General features: G+C 41.6%; 19 protein-coding genes. 15 read left to right on the top strand and 4 right to left on the bottom strand.

The features are described 5' to 3' along the window. The first annotated feature begins 280 nt into the window (after nt 1-280). Nucleotides 281-1,723 (top strand): alanine/glycine:cation symporter family protein, encoded by a 1,443-nt coding sequence (locus tag BW947_RS04115; RefSeq protein ID WP_076497044.1) that lies wholly within the window; start codon nt 281-283, stop codon nt 1,721-1,723. Nucleotides 1,724-1,860: 137 nt separating this feature from the next. Further along, entirely contained in the window at nt 1,861-2,634 is a 774-nt protein-coding gene (gene yaaA / locus BW947_RS04110) for a peroxide stress protein YaaA (protein WP_076497043.1), read from the top strand. Nucleotides 2,635-2,696: 62 nt separating this feature from the next. On the opposite strand, the gene BW947_RS04105 is transcribed toward yaaA, so the two are convergent. Then, the gene (locus tag BW947_RS04105) at nt 2,697-4,103 is read right to left on the bottom strand and encodes a M28 family metallopeptidase (RefSeq protein WP_076497042.1); all 1,407 of its coding nucleotides are present in this window, start codon (nt 4,101-4,103) and stop codon (nt 2,697-2,699) included. Between the two features lie 136 nt (nt 4,104-4,239). Between BW947_RS04105 and BW947_RS04100 the strand changes: the two genes are divergently transcribed. Further along, nucleotides 4,240-4,536 carry an ArsR/SmtB family transcription factor gene (locus BW947_RS04100; protein ID WP_006084975.1) on the top strand — a complete coding sequence of 99 codons (297 nt, stop codon included), beginning with the start codon at nt 4,240-4,242 and terminating at the stop codon, nt 4,534-4,536. 61 nt (nt 4,537-4,597) lie between these two features. Here the strand turns inward: BW947_RS04100 and rpsT are convergent, their stop codons facing one another. Then, a complete protein-coding gene (rpsT, locus tag BW947_RS04095; protein WP_076497041.1) occupies nt 4,598-4,864 on the bottom strand; it encodes a 30S ribosomal protein S20 in 267 nt (88 codons plus the stop codon). Between the two features lie 252 nt (nt 4,865-5,116). Between rpsT and murJ the strand changes: the two genes are divergently transcribed. From murJ to BW947_RS04035, 12 genes are all read left to right on the top strand, one after another. After that, complete coding sequence (gene murJ / locus BW947_RS04090) at nt 5,117-6,676, top strand: murein biosynthesis integral membrane protein MurJ (RefSeq protein ID WP_076497040.1); 1,560 nt, start codon at nt 5,117-5,119, stop codon at nt 6,674-6,676. Nucleotides 6,677-6,741: 65 nt separating this feature from the next. After that, nucleotides 6,742-7,677: a bifunctional riboflavin kinase/FAD synthetase gene (ribF, locus tag BW947_RS04085; protein WP_076497039.1), complete on the top strand. Its 936-nt coding sequence runs from the start codon at nt 6,742-6,744 to the stop codon at nt 7,675-7,677. A gap of 32 nt (nt 7,678-7,709) precedes the next feature. After that, nucleotides 7,710-10,532 carry an isoleucine--tRNA ligase gene (ileS, locus tag BW947_RS04080; protein ID WP_076497038.1) on the top strand — a complete coding sequence of 941 codons (2,823 nt, stop codon included), beginning with the start codon at nt 7,710-7,712 and terminating at the stop codon, nt 10,530-10,532. Between the two features lie 21 nt (nt 10,533-10,553). Then, nucleotides 10,554-11,069, top strand: coding sequence for a signal peptidase II (lspA, locus tag BW947_RS04075; RefSeq protein ID WP_076497037.1), 516 nt, complete (start codon nt 10,554-10,556; stop codon nt 11,067-11,069). Further along, nucleotides 11,066-11,488: an FKBP-type peptidyl-prolyl cis-trans isomerase gene (fkpB, locus tag BW947_RS04070; RefSeq protein ID WP_076497036.1), complete on the top strand. Its 423-nt coding sequence runs from the start codon at nt 11,066-11,068 to the stop codon at nt 11,486-11,488. The genes lspA and fkpB overlap by 4 nt, the downstream gene beginning before the upstream one ends. Nucleotide 11,489: 1 nt before the next feature. Beyond that, nucleotides 11,490-12,446 carry a 4-hydroxy-3-methylbut-2-enyl diphosphate reductase gene (gene ispH / locus BW947_RS04065; RefSeq protein WP_076497035.1) on the top strand — a complete coding sequence of 319 codons (957 nt, stop codon included), beginning with the start codon at nt 11,490-11,492 and terminating at the stop codon, nt 12,444-12,446. A gap of 204 nt (nt 12,447-12,650) precedes the next feature. Beyond that, nucleotides 12,651-13,190: a type IV pilus modification protein PilV gene (gene pilV / locus BW947_RS04060; RefSeq protein ID WP_076497034.1), complete on the top strand. Its 540-nt coding sequence runs from the start codon at nt 12,651-12,653 to the stop codon at nt 13,188-13,190. After that, complete coding sequence (locus BW947_RS04055; protein WP_076497033.1) at nt 13,191-14,165, top strand: PilW family protein; 975 nt, start codon at nt 13,191-13,193, stop codon at nt 14,163-14,165. It begins immediately after the preceding gene. 27 nt (nt 14,166-14,192) lie between these two features. Next, entirely contained in the window at nt 14,193-14,630 is a 438-nt protein-coding gene (locus BW947_RS04050; protein WP_076497081.1) for a pilus assembly PilX family protein, read from the top strand. Between the two features lie 2 nt (nt 14,631-14,632). Beyond that, nucleotides 14,633-18,157: a pilus assembly protein gene (locus tag BW947_RS04045; RefSeq protein ID WP_076497032.1), complete on the top strand. Its 3,525-nt coding sequence runs from the start codon at nt 14,633-14,635 to the stop codon at nt 18,155-18,157. A gap of 13 nt (nt 18,158-18,170) precedes the next feature. Then, nucleotides 18,171-18,566 carry a type IV pilin protein gene (locus tag BW947_RS04040; RefSeq protein WP_076497080.1) on the top strand — a complete coding sequence of 132 codons (396 nt, stop codon included), beginning with the start codon at nt 18,171-18,173 and terminating at the stop codon, nt 18,564-18,566. Further along, complete coding sequence (locus BW947_RS04035) at nt 18,563-18,859, top strand: TapY2 family type IVa secretion system protein (RefSeq protein ID WP_076497031.1); 297 nt, start codon at nt 18,563-18,565, stop codon at nt 18,857-18,859. Before BW947_RS04040 ends, BW947_RS04035 begins: the two co-directional genes overlap by 4 nt. 21 nt (nt 18,860-18,880) lie before the next feature. Here BW947_RS04035 and BW947_RS04030 read toward each other — a convergent pair whose 3' ends face one another. Then, complete coding sequence (locus BW947_RS04030) at nt 18,881-19,384, bottom strand: GspH/FimT family pseudopilin (protein WP_076497030.1); 504 nt, start codon at nt 19,382-19,384, stop codon at nt 18,881-18,883. Nucleotides 19,385-19,505: 121 nt separating this feature from the next. Then, nucleotides 19,506-20,018, bottom strand: coding sequence for a GspH/FimT family pseudopilin (locus BW947_RS04025; RefSeq protein ID WP_076497029.1), 513 nt, complete (start codon nt 20,016-20,018; stop codon nt 19,506-19,508). Nucleotides 20,019-20,229: the final 211 nt, after the last annotated feature.

Raw genomic sequence — 20,229 nt, 5'->3', positions numbered from 1 at the left:
GTGTTGATTTAACAGTAGCTTATCTTGAGCTGTACTCAGTGATACTCAGGATATTTGAAACTGCAAGTGTGAGCTTGATCACATGGGTGATTTCGAATACTGTGCTATTTTGCTGCGTTGAATTCGGTAGCTGTGATGTTGTAAAGTCACGGATGGATAATTTAAACAATTAAATCTACCGAAATTCTTATCTTTAATCTTGGAAGGATTCATTCACCATTGATGTTGTGCCTTTAATGATAATTAGGGGGGCATTCGCTACGGGAAGAAGTAAAATAATATGTTAGAAACCATCGTTAATTTTTTGAATGCGTTACTTTGGGGCAAGTTATTAGTGTATGGGTTGGTAGGAGCGGGTCTCTACTTTACGGTAAGGCTTAGCTTTATCCAATTGACCTACTTTAAACATTCCATCAAAGTCATGACCATGAGTCGCCAAGGTTGCGATAGCGGTCTGTCTTCATTTCAAGTCTTCTGTACCAGTATGGCCGCTCGTGTCGGAGCAGGTAATATGGCAGGTGTCGCTGTTGCTATTGGTGCTGCAGGTCCAGGCGCAGTATTTTGGATGTGGCTAATTGCCGTTTTGGGTATGGCGACCGCTATGGTTGAATCAACCTTAGCTCAGGTTTATAAAGTCAGAGATAACGATGGCCAGTTTCGCGGCGGCCCCTCCTACTACATGGAGAAAGGATTAGGGCAACGCTGGATGGGCGTATTGTTTGCTTTCTTCCTGATTATCGCATTTGGTTTAGTATTTAATGCCGTACAGGCTAATACCATTACTGGTGCTATGGAGCGCGTATTTGGTCTAGATCCCACTTATGTCGGTATTGGATTAGTGATCGCTAGTGGTTTTGTAATTGTTGGTGGTTTGCGTAAAGTTGCCCGAGTGTCTGAGTTTATCGTGCCTATTATGGCGCTTGCCTACATTCTTGTTGCATTTATTATTGTTATTTTCAATATAGAACAATTGCCTGCAATTATTAGTTTAATTGTGAAGAGTGCTTTTGGTTGGCAAGAAGCCGCTGCTGGTGGTGTGGCTTATACTGTGGCACAGGCGATGCAAGCTGGTATTGCTCGTGGTTTGTTCTCGAACGAGGCCGGTATGGGGAGCGCGGCTAATGTCGCGGCAAGTGCATCACCCAATCCGAATCACCCTGCATCGCAAGGCTTTGTGCAGATGATGGGCGTATTTGTTGATACTATCGTTATTTGTACGGCAACGGCTGCGATCATCCTACTTTCTGGTGATATTGGCTCGAGCGATGATGGTATTCGTCTAACGATTAATGCGATGTCATCCCATGTTGGTGATTGGGGGGGAGCATTTATTGCGGTGGCGATCTTTTTATTCTGTTTTACATCTATCATTGCCAACTACTCATATGCTGAGACGAACGTGATGTTTTTAACCGGAAATTGTACTAAAGCGTTACCTTTGTTCCGCTTGTGCGTTCTCGGTATGGTCATGTTTGGCGCGGTTGCTAAGATAAGCTTAGTATGGGATCTTGCTGATGTTTCGATGGGGCTAATGGCTATCGTTAACATTGTGGCTCTATTACTGTTATCAGGCTTGGCGATTCGTGTCATTAATGATTATCGCAACCAAATTAAAGCCGGTAAAACACCCGAGTTTGACCGTAGCAAGTTTCCAGAGCTATTAGATCAGCTTGACGATGATATTTGGCAAGATACCACTATGGCATCTGCTAAAAAACCGTAATTATTGTGTAGTTTAATGATTAACGAGATATAAAACGGATAGCCATAATCGGAAAAACCACGCTGTTTAAGCGTGGTTTTTTTATTTTCGTTCAGTATCATAGAAACTTATTTTTGTTTTATGTTAGGAGTTTTTTAATGTTGATATTAGTTTCACCTGCGAAAACCCTAGATTTTGAACAGCCACCTTTAACCAAAGAGCACTCACAATCTGACTTTTTAACGTCTAGTCAGGAGTTGATCCAAGTCTGCCAACAACTAACGCCTGCCGATATTGCCACTCTAATGAAGGTAAGTGATAAAATTGCGGGTTTAAATGCGGCTCGTTTTGGACAATGGCAGCCAAACTTGAATTTAGACAATGCCAAGCAAGCTATTTTTGCTTTTAGAGGGGATGTGTACACGGGGTTTGATGCCGATACTTTATCTGAAACTGAGATAACTCAAACGCAATCACAGTTACGTATTTTATCGGGCCTTTATGGCTTATTGCGGCCACTCGATTTGATTTTACCTTACCGCTTAGAAATGGGCACAGCGTTGGCTAATCCTAAAGGTAAAAACCTCTATGAGTTTTGGGGTAACACATTAACTGAAGCTGTGAATAAAACACTCGTAGAACACGAAGACGACATTATTGTTAACCTTGCTTCTAATGAATATTTCAAGGCAATAAAAGTTAAAAAGCTTCAAGGGCAATTAATTACGCCTGTCTTTAAAGATTGTAAAAAGGGTCAGTATAAAGTGATCAGTTTTTTTGCTAAACGTGCTCGCGGCATGATGGCGAGATATCTTATTCAGAATCAAGTTAATAGTTTAGCTGGGCTAAAAGCATTTAATGTTGCGGGTTATTATTATAGTGAAGAGCAAAGTTCGCCAGCCACACCTACATTTCTACGTGCTGAGCAATAGCAGAATATCAAAATGATGCGTATTTGCAGAGAACAGCAAATGCTGTTCTCTGCTCATTAGCGCTACTTTGTAGATGAAACAATCAAGGGGGTTAGCGTTGTGGTTGAATTTGCCATGATATAAGCAAATTGTGCATAAGCTGCAACGTTTTGAGCTAACGCTGCGGGATCTATTTTATCTAAAGTATCATTTGGCGTGTGATGGTAATCGAAGTAATCGTGACCATCTTGTCTCAGTGAGGCAACGGGTACACCTAAAGCGGGCAGCATAGACACATCAGGCCCACCAGAAGCTTGGTTATTGCCCAATACAACACCATTGAATGACATTGGACTCAGTGCTTTTTGTACCGCTGCAAATGCGCTCTCGTTAACCTTGGTATCGATTTGATAAATTCGGCCTGCACCAAAATCAGATTCAGCAGCAATATAGTGCAATGGCAATTCGGCTTTGTGCGCCTTCGCATAGGCTTTACCGCCCATAAGCCCGATCTCTTCAGCGGCATATAACACGACTCTTACTGTGCGCGCTGGTTTTATGGGTAAATCTTGGATATGTTTAGCTGCCGCCGTTACAATAGCAACTCCTGCGCCATCATCAATAGCACCCGTACCTTCATCCCACGAATCTAAGTGCGCACTAATGAGTACGATTTCATTGGGTTTACTGCTACCCGTTACTTCAGCAATCACATTATAAGAAGTATTAAAGCCTAAGTTTTTTGGTGACATATATAATTCAAGTATTGCATTAGGATCACGCTTTAGCAGTGCATTAACTAAATCAGCATCAGGATTGGACATGGCAGCAGCAGGGATCTGGGGAACGCCATCTTGATAGCGCATGACGCCAGTATGAGCCATGCGGTCATGATCTGTGCCTATGGAGCGAATAACGATAGCTACAGCCCCTTTTTGTGCAGCAACAACTGCGCCCTTTGAGCGTCCGCCGACACTTTTACCATAACCTTCACCAGTTATATGGCGTTCTGTTTTCTGATCAATAAAGGCAATCTTACCTTCGACCATTTCAGGCCTAGCTTGCTGAAGTGCTTCTAAGCTATCAAAACGTGCTATTTGAGCTTGTATTCCACTACTAGGGGTCGCAATGCTTCCACCTAGCGCAGTGATGACCAGTGGCTGTTCAACAGGGGCTATTATTCTGGCGTTGGCTTCACCTCGCTCCCAAATAGGAACTTGTACCGGTTCTTTATAAACACGATCAAATCCAAGACTTGTCAGCTTATTCATCGCCCAATTTACCGCGATAATATCTTTTGGACTTCCGGCTAGTCTTGGACCAACTTCAACAGTAAGAGATTCGACTAAATCGTAGCCTAATTGAGAAGACAGTGCCGCTTGCTGTAATTTAACGACGTCAGTGGTGGGAGAAGTTTTTACTTGGGTCTGACAGGCACTTAAACTGGTGATTAAAAGGCTTGAAAGTAGTGTCGTTTGATAGGGCTTCATTAGATTTCCTTTGTTTTTATTAAGCATGTCCCATTTTTAAAAACAATCTAGCAAAAAGTGTGCTTTATGTCCCGACTATATCCGTTAGGCAACGCTATATTAGGACAGGGGTTAGTTTTAGGAGATAAAGTGCGTAATGAATATTGAATTAATGCAGGAGCGAGCCGATCACGCTGTAGTACTTTTAAAGGCTCTGGCAAATGAACGCCGTTTATTTATTCTTTGTTATTTATTAAATGAAGGAGAAATGTGCGTTGGCGAAATGAATAAGAAATTAGGCTTAAGTCAATCAGCGCTATCACAACACCTTGCTTGGTTACGTAAAGATAATTTGGTCACCACACGCAAAGAAGCGCAAACAGTATTTTATTCGCTTAAAAGTGATGAAGTGCGGGAGATGATCCACTTACTAAATAATATTTACTGTCACTAAGTAAAATTTTAGAAATAAAAAAACCGGCAATTGCCGGTTTTTTTCATTTGCTATTAGTAGATTAAGCAGCGATTGCTTTGATCTTAGCATTCAAACGAGCCTTCTGACGACCAGCTTTATTCTTATGAATAAGACCTTTAGTCGCCATACGGTCAACGATTGGTTGTGCAACAGCAAAAGCTTCTGTTGCTGCTTTGTGATCGCCTGCTTTAATTGCAGCGATTACTTTTTTAACGTATGTACGTAACATTGAGCGACGGCTGGCGTTATGCTGACGACGCTTTTCAGATTGAAGCGCGCGCTTCTTTGCAGACTTGCTATTAGCCAAGGTGCAACTCCTAAAAACTGGATTTGATACTTTTAAAGGCCGAGGAATATGCCTGCATTTAGTCACTTTGTCAATGACTATGATTGAATATTCATCATAAAGATAAATTAATCCAACCTGCCTTGGCTATCTTCAACCCAACTCGTGTAATATGTGGCGCAATTCTAGCAGCTATTACCGCAGTGTGACAGAGCCTGAATCGATTTTTTGAGATGTATCACCTAATCAATTCGATAAAGGTCTGGGGGACGTTTGAGTAGAAAATTATTAAGATCGGGTATGATAGTCAGCGCTATGACATTGATATCACGAGTTTTAGGCCTTGTTAGAGATGTCGTTGTTGCTAATTTAATGGGTGCAGGAACCAGTGCGGACGTGTTTTTCTTTGCCAATAAAATTCCTAACTTTTTACGCCGTTTATTTGCTGAAGGGGCTTTTGCTCAGGCATTTGTGCCTGTTTTGACCGAATATCAAGAAAAACACACCGCTGAAGAAACCCGTGATTTACTCAGTAAGGTCGCTGGAACATTAGGCCTACTCGTTACAATAGTGACTCTCATTGGTGTGATTGGCTCACCGGTATTATCAGCTTTGTTTGGTGGCGGTTGGTTTATTGCTTGGCTTAATAATGAGCCAGATGGCGCTAAATTTGAGCTGGCAACTGTTGTACTTAAAATTACTTTTCCATATTTATGGTTTATTACTTTTACCGCATTAGCTGGATCAATTTTAAATACCCGTGGACGTTTTGCTGTTTCAGCGTTTACCCCGGTATTTCTGAATGTGGCGATAATTACCGCGGCTATCGTTTATGCGCCAACGTCGACGCAACCGGAAATTACACTGGCTTGGGGGGTTTTTTGTGGTGGATTAATCCAATTTTTATTTCAGATTCCTTTCTTGCTGCGTGAAAAAGCACTCGTTAAACCGTCTTGGGGATGGCATCACCCTGGTGTAGTAAAAATCAGAACTTTGATGATCCCCGCTTTATTCGGTGTATCGGTTTCACAGATAAACTTATTGTTTGATACCTTCATCGCCAGTTTTTTAATGACGGGATCAATTAGTTGGCTCTACTACGCCGATCGCTTATTAGAGTTCCCGTTGGGGTTATTTGGTATTGCGATAGGCACAGTTATTTTACCTGCACTGTCACGAAATCATATCAATGCCGAGGGTGAAGGTTTTGGCAAAACGATGGATTGGGGAGTTAAGGCGATTTTGTTATTAGGTTTGCCTGCGATGATGGGCTTAATTGTGCTCGCAAAACCTATGTTAATGGTGTTATTTATGCGCGGCGCTTTTTCGATACATGATGTAGAAATGGCTTCTTATAGTTTGATGGCTTATGGAAGTGGTTTACTCAGTTTTATGCTGATAAAAGTACTGGCTCCTGGTTACTACTCCCGTCAAGATACTAAAACGCCTGTGCGTTACGGCATTATCGCTATGGTCACTAACATGGGCTTTAATTTATTGTTTGCTATTCCTTTTGGTTATGTTGGGCTGGCTATTGCGACTTCTATGTCAGCATTGCTTAATGCCACCTTACTTTACCGTGGATTGCATTTAGCCGGTGTTTATCGCGTTTCTAAGCCGACAATGGTGTTTTTTGCTAAAGCCGTGGTTTCTACTGCCTTGATGGTGATAGTCTTATATTACTTTTTGCCTTCGCAACAAATTTGGTTGAACTGGCATTTGCTTGAGCGGGCAAAAGCCTTGATTGGCTTGATTTCAGTGGGGGCTTTGAGTTACTTACTGGGGTTGCTTTTGCTCGGAATTCGTCCTTGGTCCATTAAACGGGGAGTTTGATTGCTGATTCTCATCGCTAGCTGTTATATAATCAGCCGATTTGCGCTTAGCAGTTGTCTAAAGTTATGGAATTAATCCGCGGTACACATAACATTTTGTCATCTCATCACGGTTGCGTGTTGACGATAGGTAATTTTGACGGCGTTCACCGTGGTCATGCGCAAGTCATCGCTAACTTAGTGCGTAAAGCAAGACAATTAGGATTACCTTCTACTTTAATGACCTTTGAGCCACAGCCACAAGAGTTATTTTGCGGCAATAATGCGCCCGCTCGCCTGAGTCTATTGCGTGACAAAGTCATGCTGCTTGCTGAGTTAGGTGTTGAGCGGTTAGTGTGTATTAACTTTAACCGTGCCTTTGCGAGTCAACCAGCAGAGCATTTTATTGAAGAATTGTTGGTGCGTAAGCTAGGTGTAAAATACCTCGTTGTGGGCGATGATTTTTGCTTTGGTCAAGGCCGTAAAGGTAATTTTGACATGCTTGTGCAGGCAGGTATTCAATATGGCTTTACCGTGGTCAGCACTCAAAGCTTTATGCTGGGCTCGCTAAGAGTAAGCTCTACCGCTGTGCGTGAACAATTGGCAAAGGGTAATCTTGAGCAGGCTAGGCGCTTACTCGGTCATCCTTTTACCTTGAGTGGTCGTGTGGCACATGGGCAAAAAATTGGCCGCACTATAGGTTTCCCCACTGCCAATATCGCTTTAAAGCGTAATGTTGTGCCTGTGCGCGGTGTGTTTGCGGTCAAATGTTATTGGGATAACAGCGATATTTATGAGGGCGTAGCCAATATTGGCTTTCGTCCTACAGTCAACGGTCAAGTGTGTCAGCTGGAAGTGCATCTTTTTGATTTTGAAGGTGACATTTATGGCAAACATGTTGAAGTCGAGTTAGTAGCTAAACTCCGTGATGAACAACTTTTTGACTCATTGGATGCGCTTAAACAACAGATTTTGAATGATGCAAATGAAGCCCGAGCTTTATTTGGTAATGATGCAGGCTAAAATTTATCAGTTTAATTAACGGTATAGGATCAATGAGCGACTATAAATTTACTTTGAATTTGCCGGAAACAGAGTTTCCGATGCGTGGTAATTTGGCAAATCGTGAGCCAGAGATGTTAGAGCGCTGGACAAAAGACGGTTTGTATCAGCAGATCCGCGATAGCCGAATTGGTCGTACTCCTTTCATTTTGCATGACGGCCCACCGTATGCCAATGGCAGTATTCATATTGGTCACTCAGTGAATAAGATCCTCAAGGACATTATTGTTAAGTCAAAAACGATGTCTGGTTTTGACGCGCCTTATGTACCAGGTTGGGATTGTCACGGCTTACCTATTGAACTAAAAGTTGAGCAAAAAGTCGGTAAGCCGGGTCAAAAAATTACCGCAGCAGAATTCCGTGAAGAATGCCGCAAATATGCGGCAGAGCAAGTCAACGGTCAACGCGAAGATTTTATCCGTTTGGGCGTGTTGGGTGATTGGCAAAACCCATATCTAACAATGGATTTTTCAACTGAAGCCAATATCGTTCGTTCTTTATCTAAAGTCATTGAAAGCGGTCATTTGCATAAAGGCGTAAAGCCAGTGCATTGGTGTACTGATTGTGGTTCTGCATTAGCTGAAGCCGAAGTTGAATACGAAGACAAAACATCACCGGCTATTGATGTGGCATTTGTTGCCGTAGATAGCAAAGCTGTTGCGGCTAAGTTTGGGGTAAGCAACTACTCACATCCTGTTTCTATGGTGATTTGGACAACCACACCCTGGACTTTACCTGCGAACCGCGCCTTGTCTTTAAGCGCTAATCTGGATTACAGCTTAGTCGAGTTTGAAAAAGACGGCGTAACACAAGCGCTTATTTTAGCAGAAGTGTTAGCTGAATCTTGCCTGACTCGTTATAACGTTGAACAGCATATTGTACTAGGCTCAGCCAAAGGCGAAGAGTTTGATCTTATTCGCTTTAAACACCCATTCTTAGATTTTGATGTGCCTGCTATTTTAGGTGACCACGTTACTACTGATGCGGGTACTGGTATTGTTCATACCGCGCCAGGCCATGGTCAAGACGATTTTGTGGTTGGGCAAAAGTACGGTTTAGAAGTAGCAAACCCTGTTGGTGACAACGGTGTATACAAGCCTGATACCGAGTTTTTTGCAGGTCAGCATGTATTTAAAGCTAACGATAACGTGGTTGCTTTACTGAGAGAAAAGGGCGCCTTGCTAAATCATGTGGCTTATCGTCATAGCTATCCACATTGCTGGCGCCACAAAACTCCGATTATCTTCCGTGCAACGCCGCAATGGTTCATCTCTATGGATAACCATGGCCTGCGTACGCAAGCATTGAAAGAAATCGAACAGACCCAATGGATCCCTGATTGGGGCCAAAGTCGAATTGAAAAAATGGTTGAAAACCGCCCTGACTGGTGTATCTCACGCCAACGTACTTGGGGTGTGCCTATCACGCTATTTGTGAATCGTGAAACCGAAGAGTTGCACCCAGATAGCGTGTCACTAATGGAACGTGTGGCTAATCGCATTGAACAGCAAGGCATTCAGGCTTGGTGGGATCTCGATGCTGCCGAGTTACTCGGCGATGAAGCTGATCAATACCGTAAAGTAACTGATACCTTAGATGTGTGGTTTGACTCAGGGTCTACTTTCTCGTCAGTGGTAGCCGCGCGTCCTGAATTTAAAGGACATGGCGTTGACTTGTATCTTGAAGGGAGCGACCAACATCGCGGCTGGTTTATGTCATCTTTGATGATTTCAACTGCAATGAATGGCAAGGCACCGTACAAGCAAGTACTTACCCACGGTTTTACCGTCGATGGCAAAGGCCGTAAGATGTCAAAATCTATCGGTAACGTGATTGCACCACAAACGGTAACTAACAAATTAGGCGCCGATATTCTGCGTTTATGGGTTGCGGCAACAGACTATAGCGGCGAGATGACGGTTTCTGACGAAATCTTAAATCGCAGCGCCGATGCCTATCGTCGTATTCGTAATACTGCACGTTTCCTATTAGCCAACTTAAACGGTTTCGATCCTACTAAAGACTTAGTCGCCGTTGAAGAGATGGTGGCGTTAGATCGCTGGGTTGTGCGCCGTGCTGCTGCGCTGCAGCAGGAAATTATTGAAGCCTATGAGCAATATAACTTCCATATCGTAACGCAAAAACTGATGCAGTTCTGTTCAGTTGAATTAGGCAGTTTCTATCTAGACATTATCAAAGATCGTCAATACACGGCTAAGCAAGAAGGCCATGCACGTCGCAGCTGTCAATCGGCGTTGTATTTAATTTCTGAGGCCATGGTACGTTGGATTGCGCCAATTCTAAGTTTTACTGCCGATGAAGTATGGCAACTATTGCCTGGCGAGCGTGAAGCCTATGTCTTTACTCAAGAATGGTATCAAGGTTTGAAATCAGTCACTTTAGCGACGGACTTAAGCGACGATTATTGGCAGCAACTGCTAACCGTGCGTAACGAAGTCAATAAAGTGATTGAACAAGCTCGCCGTGATAAACGTATCGGTGGTTCATTAGAAGCGGAAGTGACTTTGTTTGCCGATGCAGCTTTGACTGAGCAATTAACCCATATCGGCGATGAGCTAAGATTTGTGTTATTGACCTCTGAAGCCAAAGTCTTGCCTTTAGCGAATGCGACATCGGAAGCGGTTGAAACTGAGCTGGCATCATTGAAATTAGTGGTTGCTTCAAGCACTGCAGAGAAGTGTGAGCGTTGTTGGCACCACAGAGAAGAGGTCGGCACCATTGAAGCCCACCCAACACTCTGTACTCGCTGCGTAACAAACATTGAAGGCGACGGCGAAGTTCGTCAGTTTGCGTAACGGCTTAGGTAAAGGAAAGTTATGCCATTAACTTGGAAGAACAGTGGCTTACGTTGGTATTGGGTGGCTGTATTGGTGTTTTTAGCCGATCAGCTATCTAAACAATGGGTCTTAGCTAATTTTGATTTGTATGAATCAGTTAAATTATTGCCATTTTTTAACTTCACTTATGTGCGTAACTACGGTGCAGCATTTAGTTTTTTAAGTGAGGCTGGCGGTTGGCAGCGTTGGTTATTTACGATTGTCGCAGTTGGATTTAGCACTTTACTGACAGTGTGGTTGCGTAAGCAATCTGCTTCGTTGTGGAAACTAAATCTGGCCTACACCTTAGTGATTGGCGGTGCATTAGGTAATTTGATTGACAGATTAATGCATGGCTTTGTGATTGATTTTATCGATTTTTACTGGAATAAAAGCCATTACCCCGCGTTCAATATCGCTGATGCTGCTATTTGTATTGGTGCCGTATTGATTATTTGGGATGCATTTTTAAGTGGTAAGTCTGAAACAGCTAGCGACAAAGGGGTTGAAAAGTGACTGTAACACGTTCTTTATTATGCCATATGAATATTGTGCTTTCTGATGGTTCAACCGCTGATAGCACTAAAGCTTCAGGTAAGCCTGCTCGATTAAATGTGGGTGACGGTACGCTGAGCCCTGCATTTGAAGCGCAATTGGTAACGCTTGCTGAAGGCGACAAGCACAGTTTTACGCTTGAAGCGATTGATGCCTTTGGTGAATCGAATCCTGATGCTATTCATTATCTAGATAGAAGCCGTTTTCCGGCAGACATGAGTTTGGAAGCGGGCGTGATTGTTAGCTTTGCTGGTCCTGGTGGCAGTGAAATCCCTGGTATTGTGCGCGATGTCGCGGGTGATTCCATTACTGTTGATCTGAATCATCCTCTGGCTGGGCATAAAATCACATTTGAACTGGACGTTGTAAAGGTACTTTAAGATGAAACTCGATCCTACTAGCCCAAGTTTAAATATTATGCTTGCCAATCCGCGAGGTTTTTGTGCGGGTGTCGATCGTGCTATCAGTATTGTTGAGCGGGCGTTGGAATTGTTTTCACCGCCTATTTATGTGCGTCATGAAGTCGTACATAACCGCTATGTCGTACAAAATCTGAAGGATCGAGGGGCGATTTTTGTTGAAGAGTTAGATCAGGTGCCAGACAACAACATTGTTATTTTCAGTGCACACGGTGTATCTCAAGCGGTGAGACAAGAAGCTAAAGCCCGTGGTTTAAGAGTGTTTGACGCAACGTGTCCTTTAGTCACTAAAGTCCATCTTCAAGTCACCCGCGCCAGTCGTAAAGGTATTGAATGCATCTTGATTGGTCACGAAGGCCATCCTGAAGTTGAAGGGACTATGGGGCAGTACGATAACCCCAATGGCGGTGTTTATCTTATTGAATCTCCAGCAGACGTAGAGACACTTGTTGTTCGTGACCCTAATAATCTATGTTTTGTCACACAAACGACCCTGTCGGTTGATGACACTCTCGATATTATTGCCGCGTTACTGAAACGCTTTCCGTCTATCGAAGGCCCGCGTAAAGATGATATCTGCTATGCCACGCAGAATCGTCAAGATGCAGTGCGTAATCTCTCGGCGGATGTTGATTTATTGATTGTCGTTGGTTCAAAAAATAGCTCTAACTCTAATCGTTTACGCGAGTTAGCGTTAAAGACAGGGACACAATCTTATTTAGTGGATACCGCTGATGATGTTGAATCAAGCTGGTTTGAGAATGTGACTCGTGTAGCGGTAACAGCAGGCGCCTCAGCCCCTGAGGTTTTGGTCCAGCAAGTTGTTCAGGCTATTGCTAAGTTGGCACCTAGCGTGGTGACTGAAGTTGAAGGCCGCAAAGAAGACACTGTGTTTGCGGTACCCGCCGAGTTGCGCTAAAACGATGGAGATTAATCATTAATAACAAAGAGGCGAAAGCCTCTTTTTTATTATCTTAAATTCGTTCAAAGCATAATGATGTCAATGCTTATATACTAATGTTACTGGCTACTTACATTTTACTCATATATCATTAACTGTTATTAATTTATTATCGTAAGACTAAGATTTTTAAAGATAAACACTCGGACATTTGTTAACGATATGAAAAACACCAAATGCTTTACTCAAAAAACATTTCAGCGAGGCTTCTCATTAATCGAAGTGCTTGTCGCATTGGTGATTTTAGTCATTGGCTTAATTGGAATTTTTAATTTACATATCGTAGCAAAACGTGGCAGTTTCGAGTCATTTCAACAAACTCAAGCCTCTTATTATGCAAATGACATGATAAACAGAATTAAATTAAATCGCACCCAGATTAGTTTGTATGCCGATACGTATTCTAGTGTCGCATCTTCACCAACTCCGAGTTGTAAAGGGGCTAATTTATGCACGCCTAGTCAAGTAGTACTGGCCGACAAATACGAGTGGAAACAAGCCATCTTTGGAGAAACCGAGAAAGTTGCAGGAAAGGCTGTCGGTGGATTAGACACTCCTACTGGATGCGTAACTGTGGTTGGTAATGTTGTTACTGTGACATTAGCCTGGAAGGGGATTAGTAGTACATCAGATGCGGGTGGCGATTGTGGTACGGCAAGCACTCGGCGACGAGTTTATTCAATCCAAACAGTGATTATGTAAATGACACAATCAGTTATTAAGCTAAAGCGCTTTCAATTTGGTATGTCACTTGTTGAGCTTATGGTGGCTATGGTCATTGGGTTATTTTTAACTGCTGGCGTATTCACCATGTTCAATATGTCTTCATCTAATGTGACAACAACAAGCCAATTTAATCAGTTACAAGAAAATGGTCGAATTGCATTATCGATTATGGAACGAGATATCACTCAACTCGGTTTTATGGGTGATATGACAGGGACGGATTTTATTCTTGGTAGCAATACGACTGTTAATGCTGCAATTTCTGGGGCGGATTGCATTGGCGCGGGATTGAATAATGCCTCCCTACCCAACAATCAACCTGCACATTTCAGGTTGTTGTGGGGTTATACCAGTGGCGGTAGCGCTTCGTTAGCATGCTTGTCTGGTGTTAAATCTGACACCGATGTACTTCAGTTAAAAAGATTAATTGGTCCAACTGCAGTTGCTAATTCAACAGGGTATTACGTTGCTGCAACATCGAGTCAAGCCATATTTTTTAATTCAGGAGCCCCTTCTGTAGCCCTTCCAAATGCTCGAGTCTGGGAGTATCAACATCATGTTTATTATATCGATGAAGCCAATAACACGCCTATGCTTAATCGAAAAACGCTAACTAATTTAGGCATGAATAATGATGAGCAACTGGTAGAGGGTATTGAAAATATTCGATTTTTGTATGGTTTTGATGACAATGGTGACGGAACGCCAGATAGTTTTATACCTGCATCAAGTGTCACATCATTAATGTGGGATAACGAAGGGTTCCAACGGTTAGTTGCTATTAAGATTTATGTGCTGGTTCGAACAACTCAAGCCGATAGTACCTATAATACTAGCGAAGCAACCTATCAATTAGGTGATAAAACTTTTAATGCACCTAATGACCATTTTCGACGCAAGGTAATGTCAACAACGGTGGTATTGGAAAATCCATTACTAATCCGTAGCTAGCTTGAGGCAATTATGAAAGATAAATCAATGAAAAATCAAAAAGGAGTGGTGCTATTCTTTGCCTTGATAGTATTGATTCTAATGACTTTAATTGGCGTGGCTTTAGCCGTAAATTCCACACAGTCGCTGCGAATGGCTGGTGCAGGTGCTGAACGTATTGAGGCTAATGCAATTGCTAACGGTGCGCTAGATAGCGTCATTAATAAATATAAAGGTGCAGCATTTGCCAATATGATGGTTTCTCAGCCAGATAGTTTGCTTGGTGGGAAACAACTTTTAGTGCCAATGCCATGGGATGGGACGGTAAAAGATGTTAGTTGCCAACGTAGTAGTAAAGCAAATGGTGCCAATTTAATTAGCTGTCGTCGGCTTGAAGTCGAAAGTGTTAGAGCATTTGGTCGAGAAAGCTTAGGCCAATTAGAAGTTGTTGCAGGTATTGAGCAAGAAGTGCTTACTGGGAGCTAAAAATGTTGAAAATATTAACCTTTATCTGTGTGTTTGTTTTGATTGGTATATCAAGTCAATCACATGGCGATGACACTGAACTCTATGTATTTGAAACTGCTACTGATGCAGGCGCACGCCCTAAGGTGCTGATTATATTTGATAACTCTGGCAGTATGGATACGAAGGAGAATGTCCCAGATCCTGATTTCATTCCACCAGTGGACTATGATTCTGACTATAACCCATCAAAAGATTATTCTGGTACTGGTATAAGTGACGTTATTTATTTCTCAACGAGCTCTAGTACTAATCTTGAGTCATTATTAAACTCAAATCAGAGTTTTTATAGTAAATATAATGGTTGTCACCAAAGTTGGACGCCTTTGGCTGATATTGGTTTTTTTAAAGGGCGTGTAGGTGAGTTCTATAAAAAATCTAATAGTTGGAGTTGGAATAAACTAAGAACCGACGAAAGTTTAGCAACGAAAAGATATGTAGATTGCTTGGAGGATGTAACTGCAGAAGACCCGATAAACTCGAGCGATTACGGTACGTCAGGTTTTCCAAAGAACGGTACTAAAAATGTTCCCTATACACATGTCTCTAGCCCATCAGAGAATGGTTGGGTGGCTGCTATAAATACAGCTAAAAGTACAAATGTAAAAACATTAGACTCAGTAACTCTTTACTCTAAAAACTATCTTTTATGGTATAAAAAACTTAAGGATGGCATTATTCCAATCGTTTCAAAGAAACGTATTGATATTGCAAAAAAAGCGATTTCGGATGTAATTAAAACCACACCCTCAGTAGATTTTGGTTTAGCGGTATTTAACGAAAACACCAATAATCGCAAGGAAGGAGGTAGAATCGTTTCGGGTATACAGGACATGAGTCCGGGCACGACTCCTGGGATCGCGGCGAGAAATAACATACTCACAAAAATAGGTCAGTTGAATCCCGAAACCAATACGCCATTATGTGAGACATTATTTGAGGCGTATCGATACTTATCGGGTGGAGCGGTGCAGTTTGGCCATGAAGATACTGCGAGCCCTAAGTGGGATACAAATGTTGAATCTAGTAATAAATATATTTCCCCACTTAAAATATGTACAGATATGGCATATGTCATCTATGTAACTGATGGTGCGCCAACTTCCGATAGTGATGCTGATGGGCTTGTAAAAAATTTGACATCAGGGGCAAGTAAATTCGGCAATTATGACGTTTTTTCCTATAAGCCTGATCCTAAGAAATCCGATAAAATAAGTAGCTATCTTCCTGCGCTAGCTAGCTATATGTATCAAAATGATTTAGTTAATAAGACTGATGATAATGACGATAATCCACTGCAAAATGCGCGAACCTTTACAATTGGTTTTAGCTCTGGCGCTGACGATGCTGCACCTTTACTGATTGAGACGGCAAAGCGTGGGGGCGGTAAATATTTTGCGGCGCAAGATAGCTTACAGTTAACTAATGCATTATCGGATGCATTGAGCTCAATTTTAGAGATTGATTCAAGTTTTACCTCACCTAGTATTGCAAGTAATAACTTCGATCGCACTCAAACCTTTGATTCAGCATATTATGCGATGTTTTTGCCCGGTAAAGGACCACGGTGGACTGGTAATCTTAAAAAGTTAAAAGTGAATTCTAGCGGAACATTGGTCGATGCTAAAGGAAGTATCGCCATTGGTGACAATGGTAATATTAAGAAAGAAGCCTGTACGTTTTGGACTAATTGCAGTGGCGGTACCGATGGTAATCAAGTTGAAATCGGTGGCGTAACACAAATGCTGGAAGGGCTTACTAAACGAAAGGTATTGAGTAATACCGCCAGCGGTAATGGACTCGAAGAGCTTACCATTGCTAATGCCGCCAATGGCAGTAAGGCAAATTTAGCTGCTTATATGAGTATTGATGAAGCTGAACTTGATGCTACATTCAAATGGCTATTGGGTGTAGATGTGGACGATGAAGATGGGGATAACAGCACCACAGACAAACGTAAAGATATTATGGGAGATCCATTACATTCTAAACCACTAGCAATTAATTTTGGAACGAGTGCAGCCCCTGATATTAGAGTTCTCTTAGGAACTAACCACGGGCTCTTGCATATGTTTAAAGACTCAGGAGTGAGTGTTGATGAAACATGGGCATTTATGCCCTATGAACTACTACCGAACGTACCAATATTACGTGAAAACTTACCTGGCGGTCATTACGTATATGGTATGGATGCATCTCCTGTCGCTTATGTAAAAAGCAGTATTGATGGTACTAAGCCAAGTGATGTTTGGGTTTTTGCTGGAATGAGACGGGGTGGCTCTTCGTATTATGCATTAAATGTAACGTCGCCAGATACTCCTAGCTTAATGTGGGCTATAAATCCTGAAACACTTGGGTTTTCTGAATTAGGACAAACATGGGCTGAACCAATTATTACCTTAATTCCTGGGCATAGCACACCCGTACTTATTTTTGGTGGTGGATACGATGTTAGCTACGACTCAACTCCGTCAGGTACTCCTTCAGGAAGAAATGTTTATATCGTTGATGCAAAGTTAGGGACTTTATTGCACACATTTGGCACTTCAGCAGGCACGAACGCTACCGTGTTACCTGGGATTATTGACAGTATACCTAATGCTGTTGCGGTTTTGGATAGTAACAATGATGGTGTTACTGACCGAATTTATGCGACAGATACAGGTGGTAATGTTTGGCGTATGGATTTGCCTAGCGAGGATGATAAGACTTGGACCGCCTACAAATTTGCTTCATTAGGTGGAGACTTAGCCGCGGATAGACGTTTTTTTGCCGAACCAGTGGTTGCTCAAACTACTTTTAATAATATCTCTGAAGTGTCCGTTGTTGATCCCAGTGGTGCAAAGACAGTGACTAAAAATTATCAGAATGTTCCTTATGATGCCATTGCCATCGGTAGCGGCAATAGGCCAACACCCTTATCTAAATCAACTGAAGATATGTACTATGTACTTCAGGATCGTAATGTTATCACTAAGAGTTATGGCGGTAGTGGTAATCCAGTAGCACCAGCAGCGATTACGCTGGGTAATTTGTATAATGTAACTGCAGCACCTCCGAAAACGGAGACTGAAAACATCGCATTTGGTAAGAAGCTAGGGTGGTATTATGACTATCCAACCGCGGGAGAAAAAAGCCTAACGGCCAGTTTAATCGTTGACGGGAAGGTTTACTTTACGTCATTTGTTCCTCCATCTCAGTCAGTATCAGACACAGTATGTACAGTTTCTGGTTTAGGTCGACTGTACGTTTTTGATTTGCATAAAGGCACTCGTACACTCACCAGTGTGTATTACGAATTAGGTGAACGGGTTCCGGATACACCGCAAATAGTCATTCCCACTCCTGAATCAGGAAAGGACCCGTATATTTATATTATTGGTGTTGGAAAAGGTGAGAAGCGAGATGATGGTGAATATAGCGGAACAATAAATGTAGGCTCAGGATTAGGGGTCAACAAAATTTATTACCATATAGATGATAATTAATGTAGATGAGAGTATGAAAGAAAATAAAGGTTTTACGTTGATAGAGGTAATGATTACGGTTGTTATAGTCGGTATTCTTGCTTCTATTGCCTATCCTTCTTATACGCAGTATGTCATTAAAAGTGCGCGTTCTGAAGGCGTAGCTGCAGTGATGCGAGTTGCTAATTTGCAGGAGCAGTATTATTTAGATAATCGTACTTATACAACCGATATGACTAAATTAGGACTAGATAAAAGTCCGTTTATTACTGAACATGGACACTACAGTGTAACGTCAACTGGAACAACAACGACAACAGTGACAGCAACGGCAATAGGTATCCAAGCATCTCGAGATGCCACAGCTTGTCCAACTATTACATTGACTAGTAATGGAGTTAAAGGGCCGTCAGAGGAGTGTTGGAAATGAATAAGTTAATATATGGTATTTTTGCAGCATTAATCGGGTTTAATTGTAGTGCAGCTGAAAGTGCTCAAGATTATAAGTGCTATATTAAATCTTCATATGGTAATGAGTATATCGTGTTTTTTAAATGGAAAGATAAAAATGTGCGCCGACATATGGCAGCATTACCAGCAACACAATTAACAGATCGAATGAATAAAAAGTATTTTGTTAAAACTGTTGATGAATGTATCACCATGGATAAGGAGTTTGTTTCAACTACAGCAAGAAAACTAGATCTGCAAACATTGAGGTAGCATTTGAAATATAAGTATTATTTAGGTGCACCCCATATCTTTTGCTCCAAACTTTATTAGCCCTGATGGTGATATGTTAATGCTACGAGAACCAGATGCTTTTCCATCTGGGCAGTAAATAAAAGCCCCTCCGGAGGAAAGACCATCGGGTGAAAACGTTATGTGTTCGCCATTTTTATTGTTAGCTGCAATTTTTGCAGGTCCTTTAACGCTATCATTAGTATTAAAGCTATCTATAGAACGTAAATTGTTAGTGGCGCCAATATAAACTCTAATACCATTATTCCAGTTTGTTCCACATGAAGAAACGCTAGCAAATGGACAGACATTAACGGTAGCACCATAGTTTATCGCTTGGTTTCGAGCAAAAGCCATAATGTCATGTATTTTTTCAATGTTACTATTTGCTCTAAAGCCTTCATACATAGATATGAGTGACGGAACCCCGATAGTTAATAATATGGCAGCAATTGCAATCGTGACCATTAACTCTACTAAGGTAAAGGCTTTTTTTTTATCGCGCATAATTTTTAATCCTTACTTATATTTTGTAAAGTATAAGCGAGAATCATATCAGTTTCAGTATAATTGAACCGAATCTAACTCCTAAGCATGTAATTTAGTAATGCTTTACTCATTATGCTTACTAACTACATTTTATGTTGTTTTCTGTGGAAAAACGTACTCTACCTGCCTGATTGACAATAATAGCTCTAGAGTAAGGATTTGTTACAGATAATGGGCAATATTTTAGTGTTCCATTAGTGCCTGACGCTAAGCCATCTGGCTGGAAACGAATTGTAGTTCGATTGTATTGGACAATGTCTTTTGAGTGGAATGCGTTTGTTGTGTACAGTTTTTTATCATTACTATCGAGTTGACTATTATTGTTAGTATCAATGAAGACGGTTAATCCGACCTGCCAGTTAGAGTCGCACTTTTCGTCAACAATAGCGCAAACGGTAACTTTTTTATTATAAGAAATAGCTTGGTTACGCGCTAATTGCAGTGTTTGCTGGATAATACGTATACTGCTATCAGCTCTATAGTTTGTATAGAAATCAGTTAATGAAGGCACTCCAATCGCTAGTAAAATTGCTGATACAGATAGTGTAATGATAAGTTCAATGAGGCTAAAACCTTGCTTGTGAGTTTTCATACTACTTCCTTGTTATTCATACGCTGGCATCCTGCGAGCGAGTTAATAATAGATCAAGAATGTAAGTATAAAATCACATACTAAAAGTAAGGCACTTTTTTTAGATTGTTATGGACTAACAGCAATATTGTAGAAACTGTGTTTTATGCGCTAAGCATCACATTCGCTTCAACATTATTCTCACCCCGTGTAAGCTAGCGTTATTCTGTTT

Source organism: Shewanella morhuae, from assembly GCF_900156405.1.
Classification (GTDB): domain Bacteria; phylum Pseudomonadota; class Gammaproteobacteria; order Enterobacterales; family Shewanellaceae; genus Shewanella; species Shewanella morhuae.
This window is presented reverse-complemented; position numbering and strand designations above follow the sequence as displayed.